The 22348-nt window shown below is 73.8% G+C and carries 21 protein-coding genes and 1 riboswitch; of the genes, 8 read left to right on the forward strand and 13 right to left on the reverse strand.

Annotation, left to right across the window (positions count from 1 at the left end; all coding sequences use genetic code 11):
- Window positions 1–26: 26 nt before the first annotated feature.
- Window positions 27–1199 carry a CAP domain-containing protein gene (locus ACT17Q_RS13615; RefSeq protein ID WP_444663062.1) on the reverse strand — a complete coding sequence of 391 codons (1173 nt, stop codon included), beginning with the start codon at window positions 1197–1199 and terminating at the stop codon, window positions 27–29.
- Window positions 1200–1557: 358 nt separating this feature from the next.
- Here ACT17Q_RS13615 and ACT17Q_RS13620 point away from each other — a divergent pair, with 358 nt between their 5' ends.
- On the forward strand, window positions 1558–2007 hold the full coding sequence (locus ACT17Q_RS13620) for an Lrp/AsnC family transcriptional regulator (protein ID WP_094181892.1): 450 nt from the start codon (window positions 1558–1560) through the stop codon (window positions 2005–2007).
- Between the two features lie 103 nt (window positions 2008–2110).
- Here the strand turns inward: ACT17Q_RS13620 and ACT17Q_RS13625 are convergent, their stop codons facing one another.
- From ACT17Q_RS13625 to ACT17Q_RS13640, 4 genes are all read right to left on the reverse strand, one after another.
- Window positions 2111–3109 (reverse strand): universal stress protein, encoded by a 999-nt coding sequence (locus ACT17Q_RS13625; protein ID WP_444663064.1) that lies wholly within the window; start codon window positions 3107–3109, stop codon window positions 2111–2113.
- A gap of 115 nt (window positions 3110–3224) precedes the next feature.
- A complete protein-coding gene (locus ACT17Q_RS13630) occupies window positions 3225–3734 on the reverse strand; it encodes an HNH endonuclease (protein ID WP_094181890.1) in 510 nt (169 codons plus the stop codon).
- Between the two features lie 224 nt (window positions 3735–3958).
- Window positions 3959–4714: a C40 family peptidase gene (locus tag ACT17Q_RS13635; protein WP_444663067.1), complete on the reverse strand. Its 756-nt coding sequence runs from the start codon at window positions 4712–4714 to the stop codon at window positions 3959–3961.
- A 17-nt stretch (window positions 4715–4731) separates the two neighbouring features.
- Window positions 4732–4862: riboswitch (cyclic di-AMP (ydaO/yuaA leader) on the reverse strand.
- A 338-nt stretch (window positions 4863–5200) separates the two neighbouring features.
- Window positions 5201–5893 carry a metal-dependent transcriptional regulator gene (locus ACT17Q_RS13640; protein ID WP_094181888.1) on the reverse strand — a complete coding sequence of 231 codons (693 nt, stop codon included), beginning with the start codon at window positions 5891–5893 and terminating at the stop codon, window positions 5201–5203.
- A gap of 96 nt (window positions 5894–5989) precedes the next feature.
- On the opposite strand from ACT17Q_RS13640, the gene serC reads away from it, so the two are divergent.
- A complete protein-coding gene (gene serC / locus ACT17Q_RS13645; RefSeq protein ID WP_444663069.1) occupies window positions 5990–7141 on the forward strand; it encodes a phosphoserine transaminase in 1152 nt (383 codons plus the stop codon).
- A gap of 76 nt (window positions 7142–7217) precedes the next feature.
- Here the strand turns inward: serC and ACT17Q_RS13650 are convergent, their stop codons facing one another.
- The 4 genes from ACT17Q_RS13650 to ACT17Q_RS13665 all read right to left on the reverse strand — a co-directional run bounded on the left by ACT17Q_RS13650 (window position 7218) and on the right by ACT17Q_RS13665 (window position 11422).
- Window positions 7218–7925 (reverse strand): peptidase, encoded by a 708-nt coding sequence (locus tag ACT17Q_RS13650; protein ID WP_444663071.1) that lies wholly within the window; start codon window positions 7923–7925, stop codon window positions 7218–7220.
- 257 nt (window positions 7926–8182) lie between these two features.
- On the reverse strand, window positions 8183–9538 hold the full coding sequence (locus tag ACT17Q_RS13655) for an MFS transporter (protein ID WP_141322185.1): 1356 nt from the start codon (window positions 9536–9538) through the stop codon (window positions 8183–8185).
- Window positions 9535–9960: a MarR family transcriptional regulator gene (locus tag ACT17Q_RS13660; protein WP_268530812.1), complete on the reverse strand. Its 426-nt coding sequence runs from the start codon at window positions 9958–9960 to the stop codon at window positions 9535–9537. Before ACT17Q_RS13660 ends, ACT17Q_RS13655 begins: the two co-directional genes overlap by 4 nt.
- A 136-nt stretch (window positions 9961–10096) precedes the next feature.
- Complete coding sequence (locus ACT17Q_RS13665) at window positions 10097–11422, reverse strand: UDP-glucose dehydrogenase family protein (RefSeq protein WP_444663074.1); 1326 nt, start codon at window positions 11420–11422, stop codon at window positions 10097–10099.
- A 68-nt stretch (window positions 11423–11490) separates the two neighbouring features.
- Between ACT17Q_RS13665 and ACT17Q_RS13670 the strand changes: the two genes are divergently transcribed.
- Window positions 11491–12090 carry a VanZ family protein gene (locus ACT17Q_RS13670; RefSeq protein ID WP_444663076.1) on the forward strand — a complete coding sequence of 200 codons (600 nt, stop codon included), beginning with the start codon at window positions 11491–11493 and terminating at the stop codon, window positions 12088–12090.
- On the opposite strand, the gene ACT17Q_RS13675 is transcribed toward ACT17Q_RS13670, so the two are convergent.
- Window positions 12068–13558: an NCS2 family permease gene (locus tag ACT17Q_RS13675; RefSeq protein ID WP_094181883.1), complete on the reverse strand. Its 1491-nt coding sequence runs from the start codon at window positions 13556–13558 to the stop codon at window positions 12068–12070. The two genes, ACT17Q_RS13670 and ACT17Q_RS13675, sit on opposite strands and share 23 nt — an antisense overlap.
- Window positions 13559–13684: 126 nt before the next feature.
- Between ACT17Q_RS13675 and rfbA the strand changes: the two genes are divergently transcribed.
- Complete coding sequence (rfbA, locus tag ACT17Q_RS13680) at window positions 13685–14545, forward strand: glucose-1-phosphate thymidylyltransferase RfbA (RefSeq protein WP_141322178.1); 861 nt, start codon at window positions 13685–13687, stop codon at window positions 14543–14545.
- Window positions 14546–14573: 28 nt separating this feature from the next.
- On the opposite strand, the gene ACT17Q_RS13685 is transcribed toward rfbA, so the two are convergent.
- The 3 genes from ACT17Q_RS13685 to rfbD form a co-directional block, all read right to left on the reverse strand.
- The gene (locus ACT17Q_RS13685; protein ID WP_444663079.1) at window positions 14574–16484 is read right to left on the reverse strand and encodes an HNH endonuclease; all 1911 of its coding nucleotides are present in this window, start codon (window positions 16482–16484) and stop codon (window positions 14574–14576) included.
- A gap of 72 nt (window positions 16485–16556) precedes the next feature.
- Complete coding sequence (locus ACT17Q_RS13690; RefSeq protein WP_268530803.1) at window positions 16557–17183, reverse strand: dTDP-4-dehydrorhamnose 3,5-epimerase; 627 nt, start codon at window positions 17181–17183, stop codon at window positions 16557–16559.
- Complete coding sequence (gene rfbD, locus ACT17Q_RS13695; protein WP_444663081.1) at window positions 17183–18040, reverse strand: dTDP-4-dehydrorhamnose reductase; 858 nt, start codon at window positions 18038–18040, stop codon at window positions 17183–17185. Before rfbD ends, ACT17Q_RS13690 begins: the two co-directional genes overlap by 1 nt.
- 54 nt (window positions 18041–18094) lie before the next feature.
- Here rfbD and rfbB point away from each other — a divergent pair, with 54 nt between their 5' ends.
- From rfbB to ACT17Q_RS13715, 4 genes are all read left to right on the forward strand, one after another.
- The gene (rfbB, locus tag ACT17Q_RS13700; RefSeq protein WP_444663083.1) at window positions 18095–19093 is read left to right on the forward strand and encodes a dTDP-glucose 4,6-dehydratase; all 999 of its coding nucleotides are present in this window, start codon (window positions 18095–18097) and stop codon (window positions 19091–19093) included.
- Between the two features lie 56 nt (window positions 19094–19149).
- The gene (locus ACT17Q_RS13705) at window positions 19150–19356 is read left to right on the forward strand and encodes a DUF2530 domain-containing protein (RefSeq protein ID WP_094181878.1); all 207 of its coding nucleotides are present in this window, start codon (window positions 19150–19152) and stop codon (window positions 19354–19356) included.
- Between the two features lie 172 nt (window positions 19357–19528).
- Window positions 19529–21382 carry a DUF4012 domain-containing protein gene (locus ACT17Q_RS13710; protein WP_444663084.1) on the forward strand — a complete coding sequence of 618 codons (1854 nt, stop codon included), beginning with the start codon at window positions 19529–19531 and terminating at the stop codon, window positions 21380–21382.
- Between the two features lie 194 nt (window positions 21383–21576).
- Window positions 21577–22317 (forward strand): hypothetical protein, encoded by a 741-nt coding sequence (locus ACT17Q_RS13715; protein ID WP_444663086.1) that lies wholly within the window; start codon window positions 21577–21579, stop codon window positions 22315–22317.
- Window positions 22318–22348 lie beyond the last annotated feature (31 nt).

Raw genomic sequence — 22348 nt, forward strand, 5'->3', positions numbered from 1 at the left:
CGCGGGGTCGGCGGGGGTCGGGGCCGTCAGCGGAACAGGACCGCGCCGAACAGCCAGCCGCTCTGCGTCGCCGCGCCCACGTACATCGTCGACACGTCCGTGCGGCGCATCTGCTTGTCGTGACTCGGCGAGTGCGCCCACGCCTGGACCAGGTACGACGCGGTGCTCGTCCCCACGCAGCCGACGATGTTGTCGCCGCCCGAGTGCCAGATCCCGCCGCGCGTGCCCATGTCGAGCGCGTGCGACGTGAGCGAGCCGGACCGCGCGACACCGAGCTTCGGCAGCCCCAGCGACGCCCGGTAGGAGTTGATCGCGGCCCCGAGCGTCGACGCGCTCGCCTCACGCGCCCCGGACCCGCCCGTGCCCGAGCACACGAGCCCGCCCGCGGGGATCCCGCGCCGCACGGGCGCCGAGCCGGTCCCGGGCCCGGTGGTCGTCGTGCGCGGGGGCGCAGCCACGCGCTGGCGTGCGCGCTGGGCCGCCTCGGCGGCCTTGCGCTCGGCCTCGGCCGTCTGCCAGGCCTTCTCGCCGTCCTGCGCGGCCTTCTGCGGTGCGACGAGCCCGGCCCGCGCGGTGCGCAGCGCGTGCAGGCTCGCGGCGCCGTCGGCGGCCGTGGTGCGGGCCGTGTCGATGGCGCGCTGCAGCGCGCCGCGTGCGTCCGCGGGGGCGTGCGTCGTCGCCGCGAGGGCCGCGGTCGCGGTCTTCAGCGCGGCGGTCAGCGCGCCGGTCTCCGACGACCGCGCGTCCGTCCACGTCGCGACCTCCACGCGGGCGCCCGACGACGACGGCGCGTCGACCGCCGCCATGACGGCGTCCACGCGCGCTCGGGCCTCGGCTCGCGCGACGTCCTGGCGGTGCGCGCGGTCCTGCGCGACCCAGCCGCCGGTCGCGGTCGCGACGAGCGCGACGACGGCCGCTCCGGCGACGACGCGCAGCGCGCGCCGGTGCGCGGGCGGCGCGGTGACCGGCCGGTGCAGCACGTCCGCGACCTCCACGCCGCCGCGCGGGACACCGGCCGCACGCACCGCCCGCGGAGTGCGTTGCGGGGTGGCCTGGGGGTCGCCCCGCCGGGTGTCCTGGAGGTCGTCCTGCCGGGGCGCCTGGGGGTCGCCCTGCGGGGTGGCCTGCGGGGTGGCCTGCGGCGCGCCCTGGCGCTCGACCGCCGGCGCCGTGCGCGGCGTGACGAGACCCGTCGGCACCGGGCGGGCAGGGGTCGTCGAGCTCGGCGTCCCCGCTGGACGCTGGGTCGGGAGCGTCGGCGCGGGTGCACCCGTCCGCGCGGAGCGCGGCGTGGGACCGGGGTGGGGTGACGGCACAGCACGCTGGCGAGGCAGCACGGCGGGTGGTGCTGCCGCCGGCCGGGCGGCCGTCGCGCCGTCGGACGAGTCCTTCGCTGACGTGGGCTGGTTCACGCCGCCCCTCCCGTCGCATTCGTGCCAAACATCCTGCAATGGCATCGGCACGCCCGCCTCCCGACTGAAGCCTGCGCGGAACTCCCCGACCAGCCGCTCGCTCGTCGTCGGACCACCCGCGCCGCGTTCGCGGGATCATGGGCGCATGACCGACCCCCTCGACGCGGCGATCCTGCGCGTCCTCGCGGCCGACGCGCGTGCGACGTACGCCCAGATCGGCGCCCAGGTCTCGCTCTCCGCACCCGCGGTGAAGCGCCGCGTGGACCGCATGCGGGACGACGGCGTGATCCGTGGGTTCACGGTCCGGCTCGACCCCGCGGCGCTCGGGTGGCAGACCGAGGCGTTCGTCGAGATCTACTGCCAGGGCTCGACGAGCCCGGCGACCATGCGTGCGGCGGTCGAGCAGTACCCGGAGGTCGTGGCGGCGAGCACGGTGACGGGTGACGTGGACCTCGTCGTGCAGGTCCGGGCGCGGGACATGCGGCACCTCGAGCAGGTGGTGGAGCGGCTGGCGGCGGAGCCGTTCGTGTCACGCACGCGCTCGACGGTCGTGCTCTCCGCGCTGGTGCGCCGCCCGGACGTCACGCCCCTGTGAGGCCGCCGCGCCCCGGGGCCGGCGGCGGTGCGGGGTCAGCGGCTGTGCAGGGTCACCGGCGGTGCAGGGCCGGCGGCGGTGCGGGGTCGCACGTCCGCGCGGGTCAGGCGTCCGCGGGGTCGGTCGTCGGCTCGACGGGGTCGATGGGGTCGGCCGGGTCGGGCGTGGCGGACTCGTCGTCCAGGTCCTCGGCGCGGCTGCCCACGACCATCACGGGGCACGACGCGTGGTGCAGCACCGCCTGGCTCGTCGAGCCCAGGAGCAGCCCGCGGAACCCGCCACGGCCGCGGGACCCGAGCACCAGGAGGTCGCACGCGGTGGAGAACTCGGTGAGCAGCTCGGCGCCCGTGCCGTCGAGCGCGAACCGGCGCACCTCGACGCCGGTCCCGGCGACCGCGCGGTCGACGACCACGTTGAGCCCCTCGGTCATGTCCCCGAGCACCTGCTCGTGGTCGACGGTCGAGGGCAGCCACGCGAGCAGCCCGGTCATGGACCCGACGGGCACGCCCGACACCGCGGTGAGCTGCGCGCCCCACGCGCCCGCCTCGTCGATCGCGTAGCGCAGCGCGCGCTCGGCCTGCGGGGAGCCGTCGACGCCGACGACGATGCGGCGCACGGGCGGGACGGGCGGCACCTCGGAGTCCTCGGGGAGCTGGTGGCCCTGCGCGTCGCGCAGCGGCACGACGACGACGGGGCAGTACCCGTGCGCGGGCAGCGCGGAGGACACGGTGCCGAGCAGGCGGTCGGCGAACCCGCCGCGCCCGCGCGTCCCGACGACCGCGAGGCGCGCCTCGCGCGACAGCTCGACGAGCACGCCCGCGGCGTCGCCGGTGTGGACCTTGGCGGTGACCGGGACCCCGCGGTCGGCGACGCGCGCGGACGCCTCCGCGAGCACGGCCGCGGCACCCTCCTGGATCGCGGTGTCGTCGAGCGCGGCGTACCCGCCGTCGAGCGAGGCTGCCGCGAACGAGGGCAGCGCGTACGCGCACACGAGGTGCAGCCGCCAGCCGCGGCGCGCGGCCTCCTCGACCGCCCAGTCGAGCGCGTAGAGGCTGGCCGTCGACCCGTCGACCCCCACGAGGATCACGTCGTCGCGCGTCATGTGCCCTGCTCCTTCGCTGGTGCTGCCCGGGTGCCCTCCCTCAAGTCAACACCAAGCGTTCCTCAAGAGCGAGGCGCTCCCCTGCAGACCGCGTGACGTGCCGTCCGCGCCGCCGTCAGGCGACCGAGGCGTCCGCCCAGCCGAGCAGGTACGGCTCCCAGTCGGGCTGCCGCACGTGCACCGTGTGGCCGGCGAGCGGCCCGCGGGGTGCGCGCGGCGTGAACGGCAGCTCCCAGCCCAGCTCGGACAGCAGGCGGTCGGCCTTGCGGTGGTTGCACCGCGCGCACGCCGCGACGACGTTCTCCCACGCGTGCGGCCCGGACCGGCTGCGTGGCACGACGTGGTCGACCGTGTCGGCGCGTCCGGCGCAGTAGGCGCACCGTTCGTGGTCGCGTGCGAGGACCGCACGGCGCGTGATCGGCACGTGCGACCGGTGCGGGACGCGCACGTAGCGTTGCAGGCGCACGACCGACGGGGCGACGACGCTGAGCCGCTCGGAGTGCAGGACGGTCGCGCCCGGCCGCTCGACGACCGCCTTCTCCAGCAGGAGCAGGAGCACCGCGCGCCGCACGGGGACCACGCACAGCGGCTCGTAGGAGGCGTTGAGGACGAGCGTGCCGCTCACGGGCGCCCCCGTCGCCGGACGCGCACCTGCGCGCCCCCTGGTCCGTGTCCTGATGTGGCGACTGTCGGCGGCACGGCGCCCTCCCTGCGTGGTGGGACGGACCTGGCTGGCCCGTCCGAGGAGCTTCGGTGCGCGATCAGAGTAACCACACCTCCGGGTGCGGGGACACGACGAAGCCCCGGCGACACCAGGTGTCGCCGGGGCTTCGTGACGTGCGGGGCTGCTCAGCCGATGCGGATGAAGACCGGCGAGCTCTGCCAGATGGAGCGGAACTGGATCGTCTTGCCCGGGCGGGGCGAGTCGATCTGCTGGTTGCCGCCCGCGTAGATCCCGACGTGGCCGGGGCTCCAGATGATGTCGCCCGGCTTGGCGTCGGCGCGCGAGACCACGGTGCCCGCGTAGCGCATGCCGCTCGAGGTGCGGGGCAGCGAGACGCCGAGCTGGCGGTACACGTACGAGATGAAGCCCGAGCAGTCGAAGCCGCTGGGGGTCGAGCCGCCCGAGACGTACGGGACGCCGACGTAGCGCGCGGCGATCTCGAGGACCGCGTTGCCCGAGACGCTCTGCGGCACCGGGTTGTTCGCGACGCGCTGCGACGAGCGCGAGGGCGACTTCGTGACCGTGCGGGTCTCGACGACCGGCGGGGCCTTGGGCTTGGGGATCGACACCTTGAGCGCGGGGGCGTCGATCGTCCACGCGGCGTCGGCCGGGGCGCTGACGACGGCCTCGGTCTCGAGCAGCGCGCGGGCGGAGGCGGTGAGCGCCTCGGTGTCGACGGCGGCGAGCGCGCCCACGGAGGCGTCGTCCGACGTCGCGGCCAGAGCGGGGGTCGCGCCGAGCATCGAGACGACGAGGCCGCCGGAGGCGGCGACGACGGCCGAACGGCGACCGACGGTACCCATCTGCTCTGATGCGACCGCGGCCAGCTCGGTCAGCGGCGTCGAGGGCCGGCGTGCGGCCCGGTGACGTGCATTCGTCATGCGTGGTCTCCTAGCGCCTGCGAGGTCAGCTGTCGGGTTCGGGTGGGAGATCACCCGGCCTCGCCGCGGACCGGAGTCTGCGACGGGGCTTCACCCCAAGGACGCCGTAGCGCCCGAATGTGGGTCCCCCGCCCCTGCCGGCGGTTCGTGCGGACCTCTCGCGGCGGCAGGGCTAGGCGTTCCGCTCGAGGGCTTCGCAGAGGAGGGGTTCCGTGAAGCAGGTCGAACGTACATGAGGCTCCCGGAGATTGTCACGTTCCGATCACGACGAATCTGCGGGAGATTGGACGAGCGCCCAGGAGGCGCTCACCAGGTGGGGACGAACGTCCAGGCCAGGGGCCGTGGGAGCGTGGGTCACGGGACGTGACGCAGGTCACCCGTTGGGCGGACGTCTCACGATCCGACCATTTCGGACGCATGACCACATCACGCGCAGGTCACGACGCCCCGTGACGGCCCCGCCACGGGTGTCGCGGTGGGGAGCCCTCAGGCCCGTCCGACGAAGATGTGCCGCGCGACCTCGTCGGGCAGGTCGAGGACGACGTCCGCCCCCGGGACGCCCACGGTGACCACACCCGCGGCCTTCTCGACCGTGATCCGCGCACCCGGGACCACGCCCGCCGAGGCGAGCCGCGTCAGCAGCTCCACGTCGACCTGCAGCGGCTCGGCGATCCGTGCCACGACCGCGTTCCCGTCCGCCCCCGCGGTCGGCTGCGTGAGCGACTGGACGCCGTCGAGGAACGCGACCGGCGTCTGCTCCTCCCCGATCTCCGGCAGGCCCGGGATCGGGTTGCCGTACGGGTCGAAGTGCGGGTGGTCCAGCAGCGCCGCGAGGCGCTTCTCGACGCGCTCGCTCATCACGTGCTCCCAGCGGCACGCCTCCTCGTGGACGTACGGCCACTCGAGGCCGACGACGTCGGTGAGCAGCCGCTCCGCGAGGCGGTGCTTGCGCATGACGCGCACGGCCTTGGCGTAGCCGAGCTCGGTGAGCTCGAGGTGCCGGTCCCCGGTCACGACGACGAGACCGTCGCGCTCCATGCGCGCGACCGTCTGCGAGACGGTCGGACCCGAGTGGCCGAGACGCTCCGCGATCCGGGCGCGCAGGGGGGTGATGCCTTCCTCGGTGAGCTCGTAGACAGTCTTGAGGTACATCTCCGTCGTGTCGATCAGGTCGCTCACCGCGTTGCCTCCCAGGTCGCAACGGCCGCTGCGTCCTCGGCCGCAGTGACAGGGTAGTTGGTCCCACGGACGGTCCGACGGTTCTATCCTCGCGGGGTGCCCGAGAACACCGCCGCGAGCGGCGCGCCCACCGCCCTGACCATCCCCACGGACCTGCTGCCGCGCGACGGGCGGTTCGGGTCCGGGCCGTCGAAGATCCGCGCCGCGCAGGTCGAGGCGCTCGCGGCCTCGGGCTCCTCGCTCCTCGGCACGTCCCACCGGCAGGCGCCCGTGCGCCGGCTCGTCGGGCGCGTGCGCGCTGGTCTCGCGGAGCTGCTGTCGCTGCCCGACGGCTACGAGGTCGCCCTCGGGAACGGCGGTTCGACCCTGTTCTGGGACCTCGCCACGTTCTGCCTCGTCGAGAAGCGCGCCGCGCACGGCGTGTTCGGCGAGTTCGGCGCGAAGTTCGCGGCAGCTACGACGAGGGCGCCGTTCCTCGACGAGCCCGTCGTCACCCGGGCCGCACCCGGCTCGGTCGCCGTGCCCGCGCACGCGGACGGCGTCGACGTGTACGCCTGGCCGCAGAACGAGACGTCCACGGGCGCCGTCGCACCGGTGCGCCGCGTCGAGCGCTCGCGCGAGCAGGGCGCGCTCGTCGTGGTCGACGCGACCTCGGCCGCCGGCGGCGTGCCCGTGGACGTCGCGCAGACCGACGCCTACTACTTCGCACCGCAGAAGTCGTTCGCGTCCGACGGCGGACTGTGGCTCGCCGCGCTGTCGCCCGCGGCCGTCGAGCGGGCCGAGCGGCTCGAGCGTGACCGCTGGGTGCCCGAGAGCCTGTCCCTCACCGCCGCGGTGACCAACTCGCGCCTCGACCAGACCCTCAACACCCCGGCCATCGCGACGCTCCTGCTGCTCGCCGAGCAGGTCGACTGGATGCTCGCGGGCGGCGGGCTGGACTTCACGACGAGCCGCAGCGCGACCTCGTCGGGGCACGTGTACGCGTGGGCGGAGGCCCGCGACTGGGCGACCCCGTTCGTCGAGGACCCCGCGGTGCGCTCCCCCGTCGTCGCGACGGTGGACTTCGCACCCGAGGTCGAGGCGGCGACGATCGCGAAGGCGCTGCGCGCGCACGGGGTCGTCGACGTCGAGCCCTACCGCAAGCTCGGCCGCAACCAGCTGCGCATCGCCACCTACCCCGCGGTGGACCCGGACGACGTGCTCGCGCTCACCGCGTGCATCGACCACCTGGTCGACCAGCTCGTCTGAGCCGCCCGGGTACGACGAAGGTCGCCGACCCCCTCGTGGTCGGCGACCTTCGTCGTCGTGCGGGACCTGCCCCGCGTCAGGACTGCTGCACCCGGCGGCGGTGACGCATCGTCGCGACGAGCGCGGCCGCGCCGGCCAGCACCAGGCCGCCGCCGACGAGCGCCACGGGCAGCGCGTTGGAGCCGGTCGCCGACAGCACCGCGGACGGCACCGGCGGCTCCGCGGCGAGCACCGAGCTGCCCGGAGGGTTCGTCAGGCACTGCGGGCTCGACGGCGGGTACGCCACGGTCACGGTCGCCTCGGGGTTGACCTGGAACTTCACCTGCACGGACGGCCGCACCCAGTCGAACTCGTCGCCCTCGACCCAGGTGCCGTCCGCGAGCTGGCGCCAGCCGGGCCAGTCGACGCCCACGCCGTTCTTCTCGACCGCGCCCGGCCACAGCACCGTGCCGGACAGCGGCAGGTCGGACTGGACGACGTCCGCGCCGCTCGGGTTGACCCACGTGATCGTGACGGTCGTGTTGGGCGAGCCGATCGCCTCGACCGCGTACCGGAGCTTCGGCACGTCGTTGTCGCAGATCGGGCTCTTGGTCACCACGCGCAGCTCGCACGGCAGCGGGGGCGAGTAGTCGCCCTCCCCGTCGGCGACCGCGGCACCCTCGTCGACGAGGCAGCCGTAGCCGGGTGACGGCGACGGGTCGGTGACCGCGGAGGCCATGGACGGCGCGCCCACGGCGAGCCCGGCGATCAGGAGTGCGAGAAAGCTCCGCAGGAACGTGCGCATGAGGACGACCCACCGTCTGGAGAGTTCGGACGATTCGTACATTTCGGGACCATCCTCGCGCCCGGACGGCGCTGCTCCTAGCCGCAGATCGGGTGATTTCCCACGGGCTCCCATACCTGCGGCCCGTTTCGGACCCCACCTCGGACCCCGTCCGCGCAACCAGTTGCCCCCGTCACCGAGGCGCACTCCCCGCCCCGACGGGCCGATCCGCGCGAGGAACCGCGAGGAGCCGCGAGGTGCCGCGGGGGCGCCGGGGGTCAGGCCGCGGTGGCCTCGTCGGAGGCGTCCTGGGCGGCCGAGCGCTCGGCGCCCGCGACGCGCGCCCGCTCGTCGGGCACGCGTGCGGCCACACCCGACCCGTCGCGGTGCACGACCTCCAGGTGCGGGCGGTGCAGGTGGTAGCGGACCTCGACGTCCCACGCCCTGCGGGCCCAGAGCGCGGCGCCCGTGGAGACCAGCAGCGCGGTGATCGAGCCGATGCCGATCGACCACCGCGCGCCGAACGTCTCCCCGATCCAGCCCACCACGGGCGACCCGATGGGCGTCGCGCCGAGGAACACCATCATGTAGAGCGCCATGACGCGCCCACGCATCGCGGGCTCCGTGCTCATCTGGATGGTCGCGTTGGCGGCGGTCATCATCGTGAGCGACGCGAGCCCCACGGGGATGCACGCGATCGCGAAGGACAGGTACGTCGGCATGAGCGCCATGACGCCGGTCGTGATGCCGAACGCGAACGCGGACCCGATCACGAGGCGCACGCGCGGGCGCTCGCGCCGCGCGGCGAGCAGCGCGCCGGTGAGCGAGCCGATCGCGAGGACGGAGCCGAGGATCCCGTACTCCCCCGCGCCCTTGCCGAACTCGGTGCGCGCCATGAGCGCGCTCGTCAGCTGGAAGTTGAGGCCGAAGGTCGACACCACGCCGACGACGACCATGATCACGACGATGTCCGTGCGTCGCCGCACGTAGCGCAGCCCGGCACGGATCTGTCCCTTGCGGCCGCGCGGCGCGGTGGGCATGGCGTGCAGCTCGCCCAGCCGCATGCCGGTGAGCGCGAGGATCGTCGCGGCGAACGAGACCGCGTTGATGACGAACACCCACCCGGTGCCGACCCACGCGATGAGCAGGCCGGCGAGGCCGGGGCCGATGAGGCGCGCGGCGTTGAACGACGCGGAGTTGAGGCCCACCGCGTTGGACAGCTTGTCCGCGGGGACGAGCTGCCCGACGAACGTCTGGCGGACCGGGCCGTCGATCGCCGACACGCAGCCGAGCAGGCCGGCGAACACGTAGACGTGCCACAGCTGCGCGTTGCCGGACAGCACGAGCACGCCGAGCGCGGCGGCGAGGACGCCCTGGCCGATCTGCGTCGCGACGAGGAGCTTGCGCCGGTCGACGCGGTCCGCGAGCAGCCCGGCCCACGCCGAGAGGAACAGGGTGGGCGCGAACTGCAGCGCGGTGGTGATGCCGACCGCGACGCCGGACTCGTCGGACAGGTCGGTCAGGACCAGCCAGTCCTGGGCGACGCGCTGCATCCACGTGCCGACGTTCGCGACGAGCGCGCCGGCGAACCACAGCCGGTAGTTGAAGAACCTCAGGGAGTCGAACGTGCTCATGCCTCGGCGATCCTCCGCAGCAGCTCGGTCGCCTCGTCGAGGCGGCGGCGCTCGTCGGGCGTCATGGCCTCCAGCTGCGCCTCGAGCCACGCCGACCGCTTGCGCCGGGTCTCGGTGACCTCGGTGCGGCCGGCGTCGGTCAGGCTCACGACGACGACGCGGCCGTCCGTGGGGTGCGCGTCCTTGGCGACGAGGCCGGCCTCGGCGAGGCAGTTGACCGTGCGGGTCATGGACGGGGGCTGGATGCGCTCGAGGTCGGCGAGCTGGCCCGGCGTGAGCGGGCCGCGCTTCTCGAGGTGGACGAGCACGGAGTACTGCGGGTCGGACAGGTCGGCGGCGCCGCGCTCGGCGCGGATCCGACGGGCGGCCATGATCACGGTGCGGCGCAGCTCCGAGGCGAGGGCGTGGGCGTCGGAGGGCATGGTCGTGAGCATAACTCATTACCTGTAGTAATGACTCTGGGAAAAGGCCGTTCCGCGCCTCACACACGACGACGCCGCCCGCCCCCACCAGGGGACGAGCGGCGTCGTGAGTCCGTGCGGCGCGTACGCCGCCGGGTCAGGGGCGACCCAGCGCCCGGTACGTCCAGCCCGCGGCCCGCCAGCGCGCCGGGTCCAGCACGTTGCGGCCGTCGAGGATGTGCTTCGCGGCGACCACGTCCGCGAGCTTGTCCGGGTCGAGGTCCCGGTACTGCGCCCACTCCGTGCCGAGCAGCACCACGTCCGCGTCCCGCACCGCGTCGAGCACGTCGTCGGCGTAGTGCAGGTCCGGGCGAGCCGCCCGCGCGTTCTCGATGCCCTGCGGGTCTGTCACGACGACGTGCGCACCCGCCTTGTCGAGCATGTCCGCCACCGCGAGCGCCGGCGAGTCCCGGATGTCGTCGGAGTTCGGCTTGAACGTCGCGCCCAGCACCGCGACACGCTTGCCGACGAGCGTGCCCTCGCACACCTCGCGCGCGAGCTCGACCATGCGCTCGCGGCGCCGGCCGTTGATCGAGTCGACCTCACGCAGGAACGTCAGCGCCTGGTCGACCCCGAGTTCGCCGGCCCGCGCCATGAACGCCCGGATGTCCTTGGGCAGGCACCCGCCGCCGAAGCCGAGGCCCGCGTTGAGGAACTTGCGACCGATGCGCACGTCGTAGCCGATCGCGTCCGCGAGCTGCGTGACGTCACCGCCGGTCGCCTCGCACAGCTCGGCCATCGCGTTGATGAACGAGATCTTCGTCGCGAGGAACGAGTTCGCCGCGACCTTCACGAGCTGCGCCGTCGGGTAGTCCGTCACGACGAGCGGCGTGCCGTCCGACAGCGGCGTCGCGTACACCTCGTCGAGCAGCGCCTTCGCCGCCTCGCCCGCGGCGGTCACGACGCCCGCCTCGTCGGTCGGCAGGCCGTACACGAACCGGTCCGGGTGCAGCGTGTCCTCGACCGCGAAGCCCTCGCGAAGGAACTCCGGGTTCCAGATGAGCGTCGCGCCCGTGGGCGCGATCTGCTCCGCGAGCCGCTCCGCCGTGCCCACCGGCACCGTCGACTTGCCGACGACCACGTCGCCCGGCTGCAGGTGCGGCAGCAGCGACGTGACCGACGCGTCGACGTACCGCATGTCCGCGCGGAACTCGCCCTTCATCTGCGGGGTACCCACGCACACGAAGTGCACGCGCGCACCCGCGACCGCGGCGATGTCCGTGGAGAACGTCAGCCCGCCCGCGTCACCGGCCTCGAGCAGCAGCTCGGGCAGCCCCGGTTCGAAGAACGGCGCACGCCCCGCGCGCAGCGCGTCGATCTTGCGCTCGTCGACGTCGATCCCGACGACCTCGTGGCCGAGAGACGCCATGGCCGCGGCGTGCACCGCGCCCAGATACCCACAACCGATCACGCTGATGCGCACGACTTGCACTCCTGTTCCGAGGACGGTCTCACGAGGGTACCGGCCGCGTCCGGCCTACCCTCACACCCGTGGTCCCACCCGACTCGTCCGGCTCGCCCGGTCCCGGCCGCGCCGCGCGCACGCGCCGCGCGGTGCTGCTCGGCGCCCTCGCGTGCTGGGCGGCCGCCGTCGCGGTCGTCACCCTGCGACCCGCGGACGACCTCGACGACGAGCTCGGGGTGGTCCGGGACGTCTGCGCGTGGCTCGTCGCGCACGGGGTCCCGGTGTCGTTCGAGGTCGCCGAGGCGGTCGCGAACGTCGTGATGTTCGTGCCGCTCGGGGTGCTGCTCACGCTCCTCGTCGGCGACGCCACGACCCGCACCCCGCGTCCGCCCCGACGCGCGCACGTGCGGGTGGTCCTGCTGAGCACCGTCGTCGGGCTCGTCCTCTCGAGCGCGATCGAGCTCGCGCAGCGCACCTGGCTGCCCTCACGCGTCCCGACCGTCCAGGACGTCGTCATGAACACCCTCGGCGCGCTCGTCGGCGCCCTCGCCGTCGTCCTGCTCGACGCGCGCCGACGCGCGCGGCCGCACCCCCGCCGCCGACGCCGACGGGCCGGCTCCCCCGCAGGAGAACCGGCCCGTCGCCGAGACGTGCGACCCGAGGTCAGATCCCGAGCGCGTCCTTGATGGGACCGAGCACGAAGTACAGGACGAACAGCACCGCGGCACCCCACATGAGCGGGTGCACCTGGCGCCACTTGCCGAGCGCCGCCTTGATGACGACGAACGTGATGACACCCGCGCCCATCCCCGCCGTGATCGAGTACGCGAACGGCATGACGACGATCGTGAGGAACGCGGGGATCGCGATCTCGTAGTTCTTCCAGTCGATGCCGGACACCTGCATGACCATGAGGAAGCCGACGACGACCAGCGCCGGCGTGGCCGCCTCGAACGGCACCATGTCGACCAGCGGCGACAGGAACGTCGCGAGCAGGAACGCCACACCCGTCGTCACCGCGGCGAGACCCGTGCGCGCGCCGTCGCCGACGCCCGCGGCCGACTCGACGTAGCTCGTGTTCGACGAGACGCTCGCGGCACCACCGGCCGCCGCGGCGATCGAGTCGACGATGAGGATCTGCTTGGTGCGCGGCGGGTTGCCGTCCTCGTCGAGCAGCCCGGCCTCGTCACCGATCGCGACCATCGTGCCCATCGTGTCGAAGAAGTCCGCGAGCAGCAGCGAGAAGACCAGCAGGATCACGGCGAGCAGGCCGATCTTCTCGATCGACCCGAACAGCGAGAACTGACCGAGGAGCGAGAAGTCCGGCGTCTGGACCAGACCGTCCTCCGGGATCGCCGGCGAGTTGAGCCGCCAGCCCGTGGGGTTCTCCGCGTCGCCCTTGCCGATGTCCGCGACGGCCTCGAGGACCACGGCCAGGACCGTCGAGCCGAGGATCGCGATGAGGATCGCACCCTTGACCTTGCGGACCATGAGAACGATCGCGAGCAGCAGGCCGAACGCGAAGACCAGGAGCGGCCAGCTCGAGAGCGAACCACCGATGCCCAGCTCGGTCGGCGTCGCGAGGCTCGCCGGGATGCGGACGAAGCCCGAGTCGACCAGACCGATGAACGCGATGAACAGGCCGATGCCGACGGAGATCGCGGTCTTGAGCTCACGCGGGACGGCGCGGAACACCGCCTCACGGAAGCCGGTGAGGACCAGCGCCAGGATGATGAGGCCCTCGAGCACGACGATGCCCATCGCGTCGGCCCAGGTCATGCCCGGCAGCGCGGCGATCGAGAACGCGACGACGGCGTTCAGGCCGAGCCCGGCCGCGAGCGCCAGCGGGAAGTTCGCGACCACACCCATGAGGATCGAGAGCACACCGGCGACGAGCGCGGTGGTCGCGGCGATCGCCGTGAGGTTCGGCTCGTTGCCGCCGCCGAGGAAGTTGCCCTCGAAGCCGTTGTCCTGGACGGTGCCGATGATCAACGGGTTGAGGACGATGATGTAGGCCATCGTGAAGAACGTGACGAGACCGCCGCGGATCTCGGTGCCGATCGTGGAGCCACGCTCGGAGATCTTGAAGTAGCGGTCGATGGCGTTCTTGGGGGGAAGGACGCGGACGTCAGCCGCGGGAGGGGTCGAAGCCATGCGCGAAGTGTGGCAGAAGCATGTTTCTCCCGTGGACACTTCGTGTCACATGATGGGCCGCGCCACGGACCCCCTCACCGACGCCCGCTGGACGTGCCGCGCCGGGTGATCGGACATACTCAGTGGATGCGCGGCATCATCCTCGCGGGCGGCTCGGGAACCCGGCTGCACCCGATCACGCTCGGCGTCAGCAAGCAGCTCGTCCCCGTGTGGGACAAGCCGATGATCTACTACCCGCTCTCGACGCTGATGCTCGCCGGCATCCGCGACGTGCTGGTCATCACGACCCCCCACGACGCGGACCAGTTCCACCGCCTGCTGGGCGACGGCAGCCAGTTCGGCATCTCGATCTCGTACGCGGTGCAGGCGGAGCCGAACGGGCTCGCGCAGGCGTTCGTGATCGGCGCGGACTTCGTGGGCGACGAGAAGGTCGCGCTCGTGCTGGGCGACAACATCTTCTACGGCACCGGACTGGGCGACCAGCTGCTGCGGTTCTCCGACGTGGACGGCGCCGCGGTGTTCGCCTACCGGGTCGCCGACCCCACCGCGTACGGCGTCGTGGAGTTCGACGACGCGGGCCGCGCGCTGTCGATCGAGGAGAAGCCGGCCCGCCCCCGCTCGCCCTACGCGATCCCGGGTCTCTACTTCTACGACAACGACGTGGTCGCGATCGCCCGCGACCTCGAGCCCTCGGCGCGCGGCGAGTACGAGATCACCGACGTGAACCGCATCTACCTCGAGCGCGGCGCCCTGCAGGTCTCGGTGCTGCCCCGCGGCACCGCGTGGCTCGACACCGGCACGTTCGAGTCGCTGCTCGACGCGAGCGACTACGTCCGCGCGATCGAGCACCGCCAGGGTCTCAAGATCGGCGCCCCCGAGGAGGTCGCCTGGCGCCGAGGATTCCTCGACGACGACGGCCTGCGCTCACGCGCCGCCGCGCTCGGCAAGTCCGGTTACGGCGCCTACCTCCTGAGCCTCCTCGACTGACCGGCACCACCGCACCACCGCCCCGGCATCACACGCGGAGCCGCACCGACGCGCTCGGGCGCAGCTGGCCCGGTGGGTCCAGCGGGCTCGGTGGGTCCAGCGGGCTCGGTGGGCTCGGCGGGCGTGGTGGGCGTGGTGGGGAGTTGCGGGGTCGGCCGGTCCGGTCGCTGAACGTGTAGCGGGCACGCGTCGGCGTGCCCGGTCGTTCCGCCGACTCGGCTCGCCCCTGCCGCCCGACGGGCTCGCGCACCACCGTGAGGTCGAGCCGATGCACCTCGTGGTGGTGGAAGTCGCACAGCAGCAGGGCGTTCGCGAGGTCCGAGCGTCCACCGTCCCGGTGCCACCACGCGATGTGGTGCACCTGGCAGTACGCGGGCGCGACCGAGCAGCCGTTCCACGCGCACACCTGGTCCCGCACGACGACCGCTCGCCGCTGCGCCGGGGTGAACATCCGCCGGGTCCGCCCGACGTCGAGCGGCAGTCCCCGCTCGTCCATCACGACGCGCGTCATGGCGCAGTCGCACAGGGCAGCCGCGAGCTCGTGCGACGAGACCACCGTCCCGTCCTCGGCACGGGCGGGTTCGACCCGCCGCTCGACGGTCGCACCGGCGAGTTCGACCCGCCGCTCGACGGTCGCACCGGCGGGCTCGACCCGCCGCTCGGCCGCGGCCGCGGGCTCCACGCACCCCTCGGCCGCAGAGCCGCGGCGCGCGCCATCAGCCCGCACGCCTCCCGCCTCGACCGCGCCCCGGCGGCGCGCCTGCTCCCGCACCGCGTGCCACGTCGCGGCCGGCACGACCAGGCTCACGTGCGGCACGACCCCCGGCGTCACGACCTGAGCGCCGTCCGGCACATCCTCAGGCCCACCAGACGCGCCGGGCGCCCCGGTCACGGCATGCCCACCAGACACGGCAGGCGCACCGGGCGCGGCATACCCACCAGACACGGCAGGCGCACCAGACACGGCAGGCGCACCGGGCACGGCATACCCACCAGACACGGCAGGCGCACCGGGCACGGCAGGCGCACCGGGCACGGCAAGCGCACCGGGCACGGCAGGCGCACCGGGCGCGCCGGGCGCTGCGTCGAGCGCCGGTGGGGCGAGCGCTGTCGACGCACCCAGCGCGTGGCGCGCGAGGGCGGTGAGCGCGTCCGCACGCGCCTGCTCGGGAGCGCGGTCGTCGTCGGGCCGGTGGCCCGTGGCGTCGAGCGCCGCCTGCAGCGCGCGGCCGGCGAGCGGGTCGAGCCGACCGCGCAGGAACGTGCCGTCCGCGGCGTGCGTCAGGTGCAGGAAGCGCGCGCGGCGGGCGGCCTCCCGCGCGTCGTCGGCGCTCTGCTGGTCGTGCGTGGCGGCGAGCACCGCGAGGTCACGCGCGAACTGCCGCGCGTCCGCCCCGTCGGCGAGCTCGACCACGCGGCGCTGCCCCTCGGACGAGGTCAGGAACTCGTCGACCTGCGAGGACGCGGTGTCGAGCACACGGGCGAGCGCGTCGACGTGCGGCTCGAGCATGCGCCGCTCGTGGACCGCGTCACGGACGCCGTCCAGGCGGGTGAGGGCGTGCGCCGCACGTACCTGACGGTCGGCCTGACCGCGCGTGCCGGCGATGGCCTGCGCGCGCTGGTCGGCGAACTCCCGCTCGGCCCCCACGCGCGCCGCGGCGCGCTGCTGTGCGACCAGCACGGGCGCACGCACGCTGCTCACGAGCCCCGGCACCCTGTCGAGCGCCCCGAGGACCCGCGCCCGCTCGGCCCCCGTCCACCCCGCCGCGTCCCGCGTCGCGGCGGCGAGAGCCACGAGCTCCTCGACCACCGCCCCGAGCCGGTGGGCCACCTCGGCCCCACCGCACGCCACCGCGGAGCCCACGGCCGACCCGGCAACCGATCGAGCGCCCGATCCCACGACCGAGAGCGCCCCCTCGTCGCGCGGCGTCTCGAACATGTGTTCGATTCTACGCAACCAGGGCGATCCCGACAACCCCCGGCGACCGCCACGGGGGCGACCCGGGAACGCCTACCGCGCGTCCGGCCCCAAGGTCGCCACGAACGCCCGCACGTCCGCGACCGCCGGCAGCAGCCCACCCGCGCGCGCCTCCTCCAGCGTGGGCGCGGCGGCGTCCTTCTCGGACAGCACGTACTCCAGCGGCGACCCGTCGCGCCCCACCGTCGGCCAGGAGATCCCGATGGCCGGGTCGAGCGGGTGCACGCCGTGCTCACCGGTCGGGTTGTAGGGCGCGGAGCACAGGTACGCGACGGTCGAGCCGTCCTCGAGGGAGCAGAACGCATGCCCGAGCCCCTCGGAGATCAGCACGGCCTCGCGCGTCTCGTCGTCCAGGAGGACGGCGTCCCACGCACCGTAGGTGGGCGACCCGACGCGGATGTCGACGACCACGTCGAGCACCGCGCCGCGCACGCACGTCACGTACTTGGCCTGGCCGGGCGGCACGTCGGCGAAGTGGACGCCACGAAGCACGCCCGCGGCGGAGACGGAGAGGTTCGCCTGGCGCAGGTCGAACCGCCGCCCGGTGACCTGCTCGAGCTCGTCGGCCCGGAACCACTCGAGGAACGCCCCCCGCGCGTCGCCGAACACGCGCTGCGTGACGCGCCACGCACCCTCGACGGCCAGCGGCTCCATGCCCATCAGCTCTCCTCCTGCCCCAGGACGGCCGCGGCGGCCGCCTCCCACCGTCCGCGCCAGTCGCCGATCGGCGTGACGCCCGCGGCCTGCAGCCCGCGGTGCCCGAGGACGGAGTACGCGGGCCGCGGTGCGGGTCGCACGAACTTCTCGGACGTGGTGGGCGCGACGATCGCGGGGTCGAGGCCCGCGGCGGCGACGACGGCCTGCGCGAACCCGAACCACGTCGTCTCGCCCGACGAGGTCGCGTGGTACGTCCCGCGCGGGGCGCCGGCGGCGACGAGCCGCGCGACGACGTCGGCGACGTCGACCGTCCAGGTCGGCTGGCCGCGCTGGTCGTCGACGACGTCGAGCGCGCCGCGCTCCCGGGCGACGCGTGCGATCGTCCGAGGGAAGCTCGAGCCGTGCGCGCCGTAGAGCCACGCGGTGCGCACGACGAGGTGGTCGCCCCCGGACGCGGCGACGGCCCACTCGCCGGCGGCCTTGGTGCGGCCGTACGCGCCGCGGGGCGCCTGCGGCGCGTCCTCGTCGTACGGGGTGCTCGCCCGGCCGTCGAAGACGTAGTCGGTGGAGATCTGCACGAGGCGCACACCCGCGGACGCGGCGGCGCGGGCGAGCGTGGCAGGCCCGACGGCGTTCGTCGTGAATGCCTCGGCCTCGTGCGTCTCGGCGTCGTCGACGGCGGTGTAGGCGGCGCAGTTCACGACGACGTCGGCGCCGACGAGGGCGTCGGCGCACGCCTGCGGGGACGTGATGTCGAGCCCCGCACGGTCGAGCCCGACGACGTCGTCGTCGCCCTGGCGCAGCCGCGCGACGACGTCCCGCCCGAGCATCCCCGCCGCCCCGACCACGACCCAGCGCATTTGTCACCCTCTCGTCCGCCCGGGAGCACTCTAGGCGGTGGGTACATTTCCGACATGCGTCTTCTCGTCACCGGCGGCGCCGGGTTCATCGGGGCCAACTTCGTGCACCAGAGCGTCGCCGAGCACCCCGAGGTCGAGGTCACGGTGCTGGACAAGCTCACGTACGCCGGCAACCGGGCGTCGCTCGCGGGCCTGGGTGACGCGGTGACGCTGGTCGAGGGCGACGTCGCGGACGGTGCGCTGGTGGACGGGCTGGTGGCCGACGCGGACGCGGTCGTGCACTTCGCGGCCGAGTCGCACAACGACAACTCCCTGGCGGACCCGTGGCCGTTCGTCCAGACGAACCTCGTCGGCACGTACGCGCTGCTGGAGGCCGTCCGCAAGCACGACGTGCGCTACCACCACGTCTCGACCGACGAGGTCTACGGCGACCTCGAGCTCGACGACCCGCAGCGCTTCACGGAGCGGACGCCGTACAACCCCTCGTCGCCGTACTCGTCGACGAAGGCCGGCTCGGACCTGCTGGTGCGCGCGTGGGTGCGCTCGTTCGGGGTGCGGGCGACCATCTCGAACTGCTCGAACAACTACGGCCCGTTCCAGCACGTCGAGAAGTTCATCCCCCGCCAGGTCACGAACCTGATCGACGGCGTGCGGCCCAAGCTCTACGGAGCGGGCGCGAACGTGCGTGACTGGATCCACGTCGAGGACCACAACGCGGCGGTCTGGCGGATCCTCACGGACGGTCGGATCGGGCAGACGTACCTGATCGGCGCGGACGGCGAGCGCAGCAACCTCGAGGTGGTGCGCACGCTGTTGGAGATCTTCGGGCGGGACGCCGACGACTTCGACCACGTCACCGACCGCCCGGGCCATGACCTGCGCTACGCGATCGACTCGACGCTGCTGCGCACCGAGCTGGGCTGGTCGCCGCGGTACACGGACTTCCGCTCGGGCCTCGAGGCGACGGTGGCGTGGTACCGCGAGCACGAGGACTGGTGGCGTCCCGCGAAGGCCCGCGTGGAGGCCGCGTACGCGGTGACGGGCCAGGCCTGACACCCCGTCCGACGAGCGTGCCCGGGCACCCGGCGGCGACCGCATAGGCTGCGGGCGTGCCGATCGACCAGCCGCCCCCGCCTCCCGTGGAGGTCGACCTCGCGCGCGTGACCGTGGTCGGCTCGGCGCTGTGGCTGCTCGCGCTCGTCGTGACCGTGGTGCTCGCGCTCGTCGGGACCACGGGGTGGACGCCGGTGGCGGTGTGCGCGACGGGTCTCGCGCTCGGCGGCCTCGGGTACCGGTGGGCCGCGCGTCGACGCTGAGGCTCATGCCGGTGCGCTCGCGTGCCGATAGGTCCCGTAGCGACATCTTTGTCCGTTCGCGGCGCCCTCCGACGAGGGCGCCCTCGCTGGTCGACGACCGGCGTCCCGCGGCCACCGACGGCTCCGACGCTCGCGTCCGCGCGCGTCGGAGCCCACCACGCGAGAGAGCCTGATGCACGACGAGAACCCCGTGACGCCGACCGACGCGACGCCGGACGACACCCCGGACAGCGCCCCCGAAAGCGCCCCCGAAAGCGCCCCGGCCACCGAGCCCGCGGCTCCGCGGCGTGGGCGCCGCGGGCTGTGGTGGACGCTGGGGGTGTTGGGCGTGCTCGTCGTGCTGGCCGTGTGGGGGGCGTTCGACGCGCGTCGGACGTACACGGGTCTCGACGAGGCGGCGCGCGAGGTGCAGGCCGCGCGCGACCTGGCGCTGGACGGTGACGCGGCCGCGGCGCGCGGACCGGCGGACCGCGCGGCGCGTGCGGCGTCCGCGGCCGACGCCGCCGCGCACCGGTTGCCGTTGACGCTCGCGCAGGCGCTGCCGGTGATCGGCGACGACGTCTCGGCGGTGCGGTCGCTCGCGCGCACGGTCGACGACCTGGCGGGCGTCGCCATGCCGGGGGTGCTCGACGCGGTCGAGACGCTCGAGCCCGAGTCCCTCGTCAGCCCGCAGGGCCGGGTGGACGTCGAGGCGATCGCGCGCGTCGCGCCGGGCATCGTCGCGGCCGACGACGCGGTGCAGGCGGCCCGGGTCCGACTGGCGGGCCTGCGCGGCGGTGACTACGACGAGCGGGTCGTGGACGCGGTGACGCGACTGCAGGACGCGGTGGACTCGGTGAGCGGCAGCACGTCGGGTGCGGCACGCGCCGCGGCGCTCCTGCCCGCGATGCTCGGTGCGGACGGGCCGCGCGACTACCTGCTGCTGGTGCAGTCGAACGCGGAGCTGCGCGCGACGGGCGGCATCCCGGGCGCGGTGCTGCACCTGCACGCGCAGGACGGCCTGCTCACGGTGGTCGAGCAGCGTGGGGCGGGGCAGATCAACACGGCGGACGCGGCGCCCGTGCTGGCGCTCACGCCGCAGGAGCAGGAGATGTTCGGCGACCAGCTCGGCGTCTACATCCAGGACGTCACGCTGACGCCGCACTTCCCGCGCGCGGCCGAGCTCGCGCGCGCCATGTGGGAGCGCGCGACGGGCACGGCGGTGGACGGCGTGCTCGCGACGGACCCGGTGGCGCTGGGGCACCTCGTCGAGCGGGCGGGCCCGGTGACGACGCCGGACGGCACGCGCATCACGGGCGAGAACGCCGCACAGCTGCTGCTCAACGAGGTCTACCTGCGGATCACCGACCCGGTGAAGCAGGACGCGTTCTTCGCCGGTGCGGCCGGGGCGGTGTTCGACGGCCTCTTCGCGGGGTCGCCGACGTCGCTGCTCGAGGGCCTCTCGCAGTCGGTCGACGAGCGCCGGCTGCTGGTCTGGTCCGCGCACGACGACGAGCAGGCGCGGCTCGCGGGCACCCCGCTCGCGGGTGAGGTGACCGGCCGCGACGGCGAGTCCCCGGTGGTGGGCGTCTACCTCAACGACGGCTCGGGCGCGAAGATGTCGTGGTACCTCGACACGACGGTCGCAGCAGCGGTCGAGCGCTGCGAGGCGGACGGGTCGCGGGTCGTCGGCGTGGACCTGACGCTGACGAACACCGGCCCCGCGGGTGGCGCGGGGCTGCCCGCGTACGTCGTCGGCGAGCACCTCGACACCCCCGGGAACGTCCGGACGAACTACGACCTGTACGCGCCCGCGGGGGGCACGCTCGAGTCGGTGGAGATCGACGGGACGCCCGAGGAGATCTTCGAGTCGACGTACCTCGACCTGGACGTCGCGTCGTGGACGACCGAGCTGGCGCCGGGTGCGTCGACGACGATCCACGCGACGTTCACAGTCCCCGCGGACCTGCCCGGCGAGCTCCGGCTGAGCACGACCCCCACCGCGCACGACGTTCACCCGATCGTGGACGCCGAGTGCCCGACATGACCGACCCCGCCGTGACCGCCGTCACACCTCCAGGCGACGATCCCGCATCCTGAGCCGCGCGTTACGCCGATCGGGTGAGATCCCCGGGCAATTCTCGTGGTTTGCCCGAAGCGACTCAGGCCGACCCGTGGGATGACCGATCATCTAGGCGGTAGCCCAGTCCTTCGGGACCCGGGGGGCGGCCCGAATACGGAATGAGGACCACACACGTGCTCAAGAAGAAGACCCTTGCACTGACGCTGGCCGCGGCGCTCGCCGTCCCGGCCGCGCTCGCCATCCCGGCAGTCGCCGCAGGCAACGACACGACCCCGGCAGCTCCGGCCACCACGACCTCCGAGTCCGTCCTCACGACGGTCGCGGCGCCCTACCCGGCGACGGTCCGCACCACGACGAGCGCCTCCGCGGCCCCCGTCGTCTACGGCACCGGCTCGACCGTGTCCGTCACGGTCAAGGCCGCCACCGGCACGCCGACCGGCTACGTCAAGGTCAAGGTCGGCACCAAGACCTTCACCAAGGGCCTCACGAGCGGCAAGGCGACCGTGTCGCTCGGCAAGCTCAACAAGGGCACCTACTCGGCGTCGGTCACCTACACCCCGACCTCCGGCTCGGAGTTCAAGGGCTCGTCCACCGCTGTCGTCGTCAAGGTCACGGCCGGCAAGACGAGCGTCAAGATCGCCAACACCTCGATCGCCAAGGGCAAGTCGCCCGCCGTCTACGTCAAGGCGTCGCGCGACGGCAAGGCCACGGTGACGATCACCGGCCCCAACGGCTTCAAGGTCACCAAGACCATCGCCGTCAAGGGTGGCAAGCTCGCCAAGGCCGCGTTCACCTCGAAGGTCCGCGCGAGCGGCACCTACAAGGTCTCGGTGAAGTTCACGCCCACCAGCACGAACTACTCCGGCTCCACCGCCGCGGCCTCGGTCCGCGTGCGCTGACGACCTGAGCAGCACGACGAAGGGGCGGTCC

This window comes from Cellulomonas sp. CW35 (genome assembly GCF_052378485.1).
GTDB classification, from domain to species: domain Bacteria; phylum Actinomycetota; class Actinomycetes; order Actinomycetales; family Cellulomonadaceae; genus Cellulomonas; species Cellulomonas uda.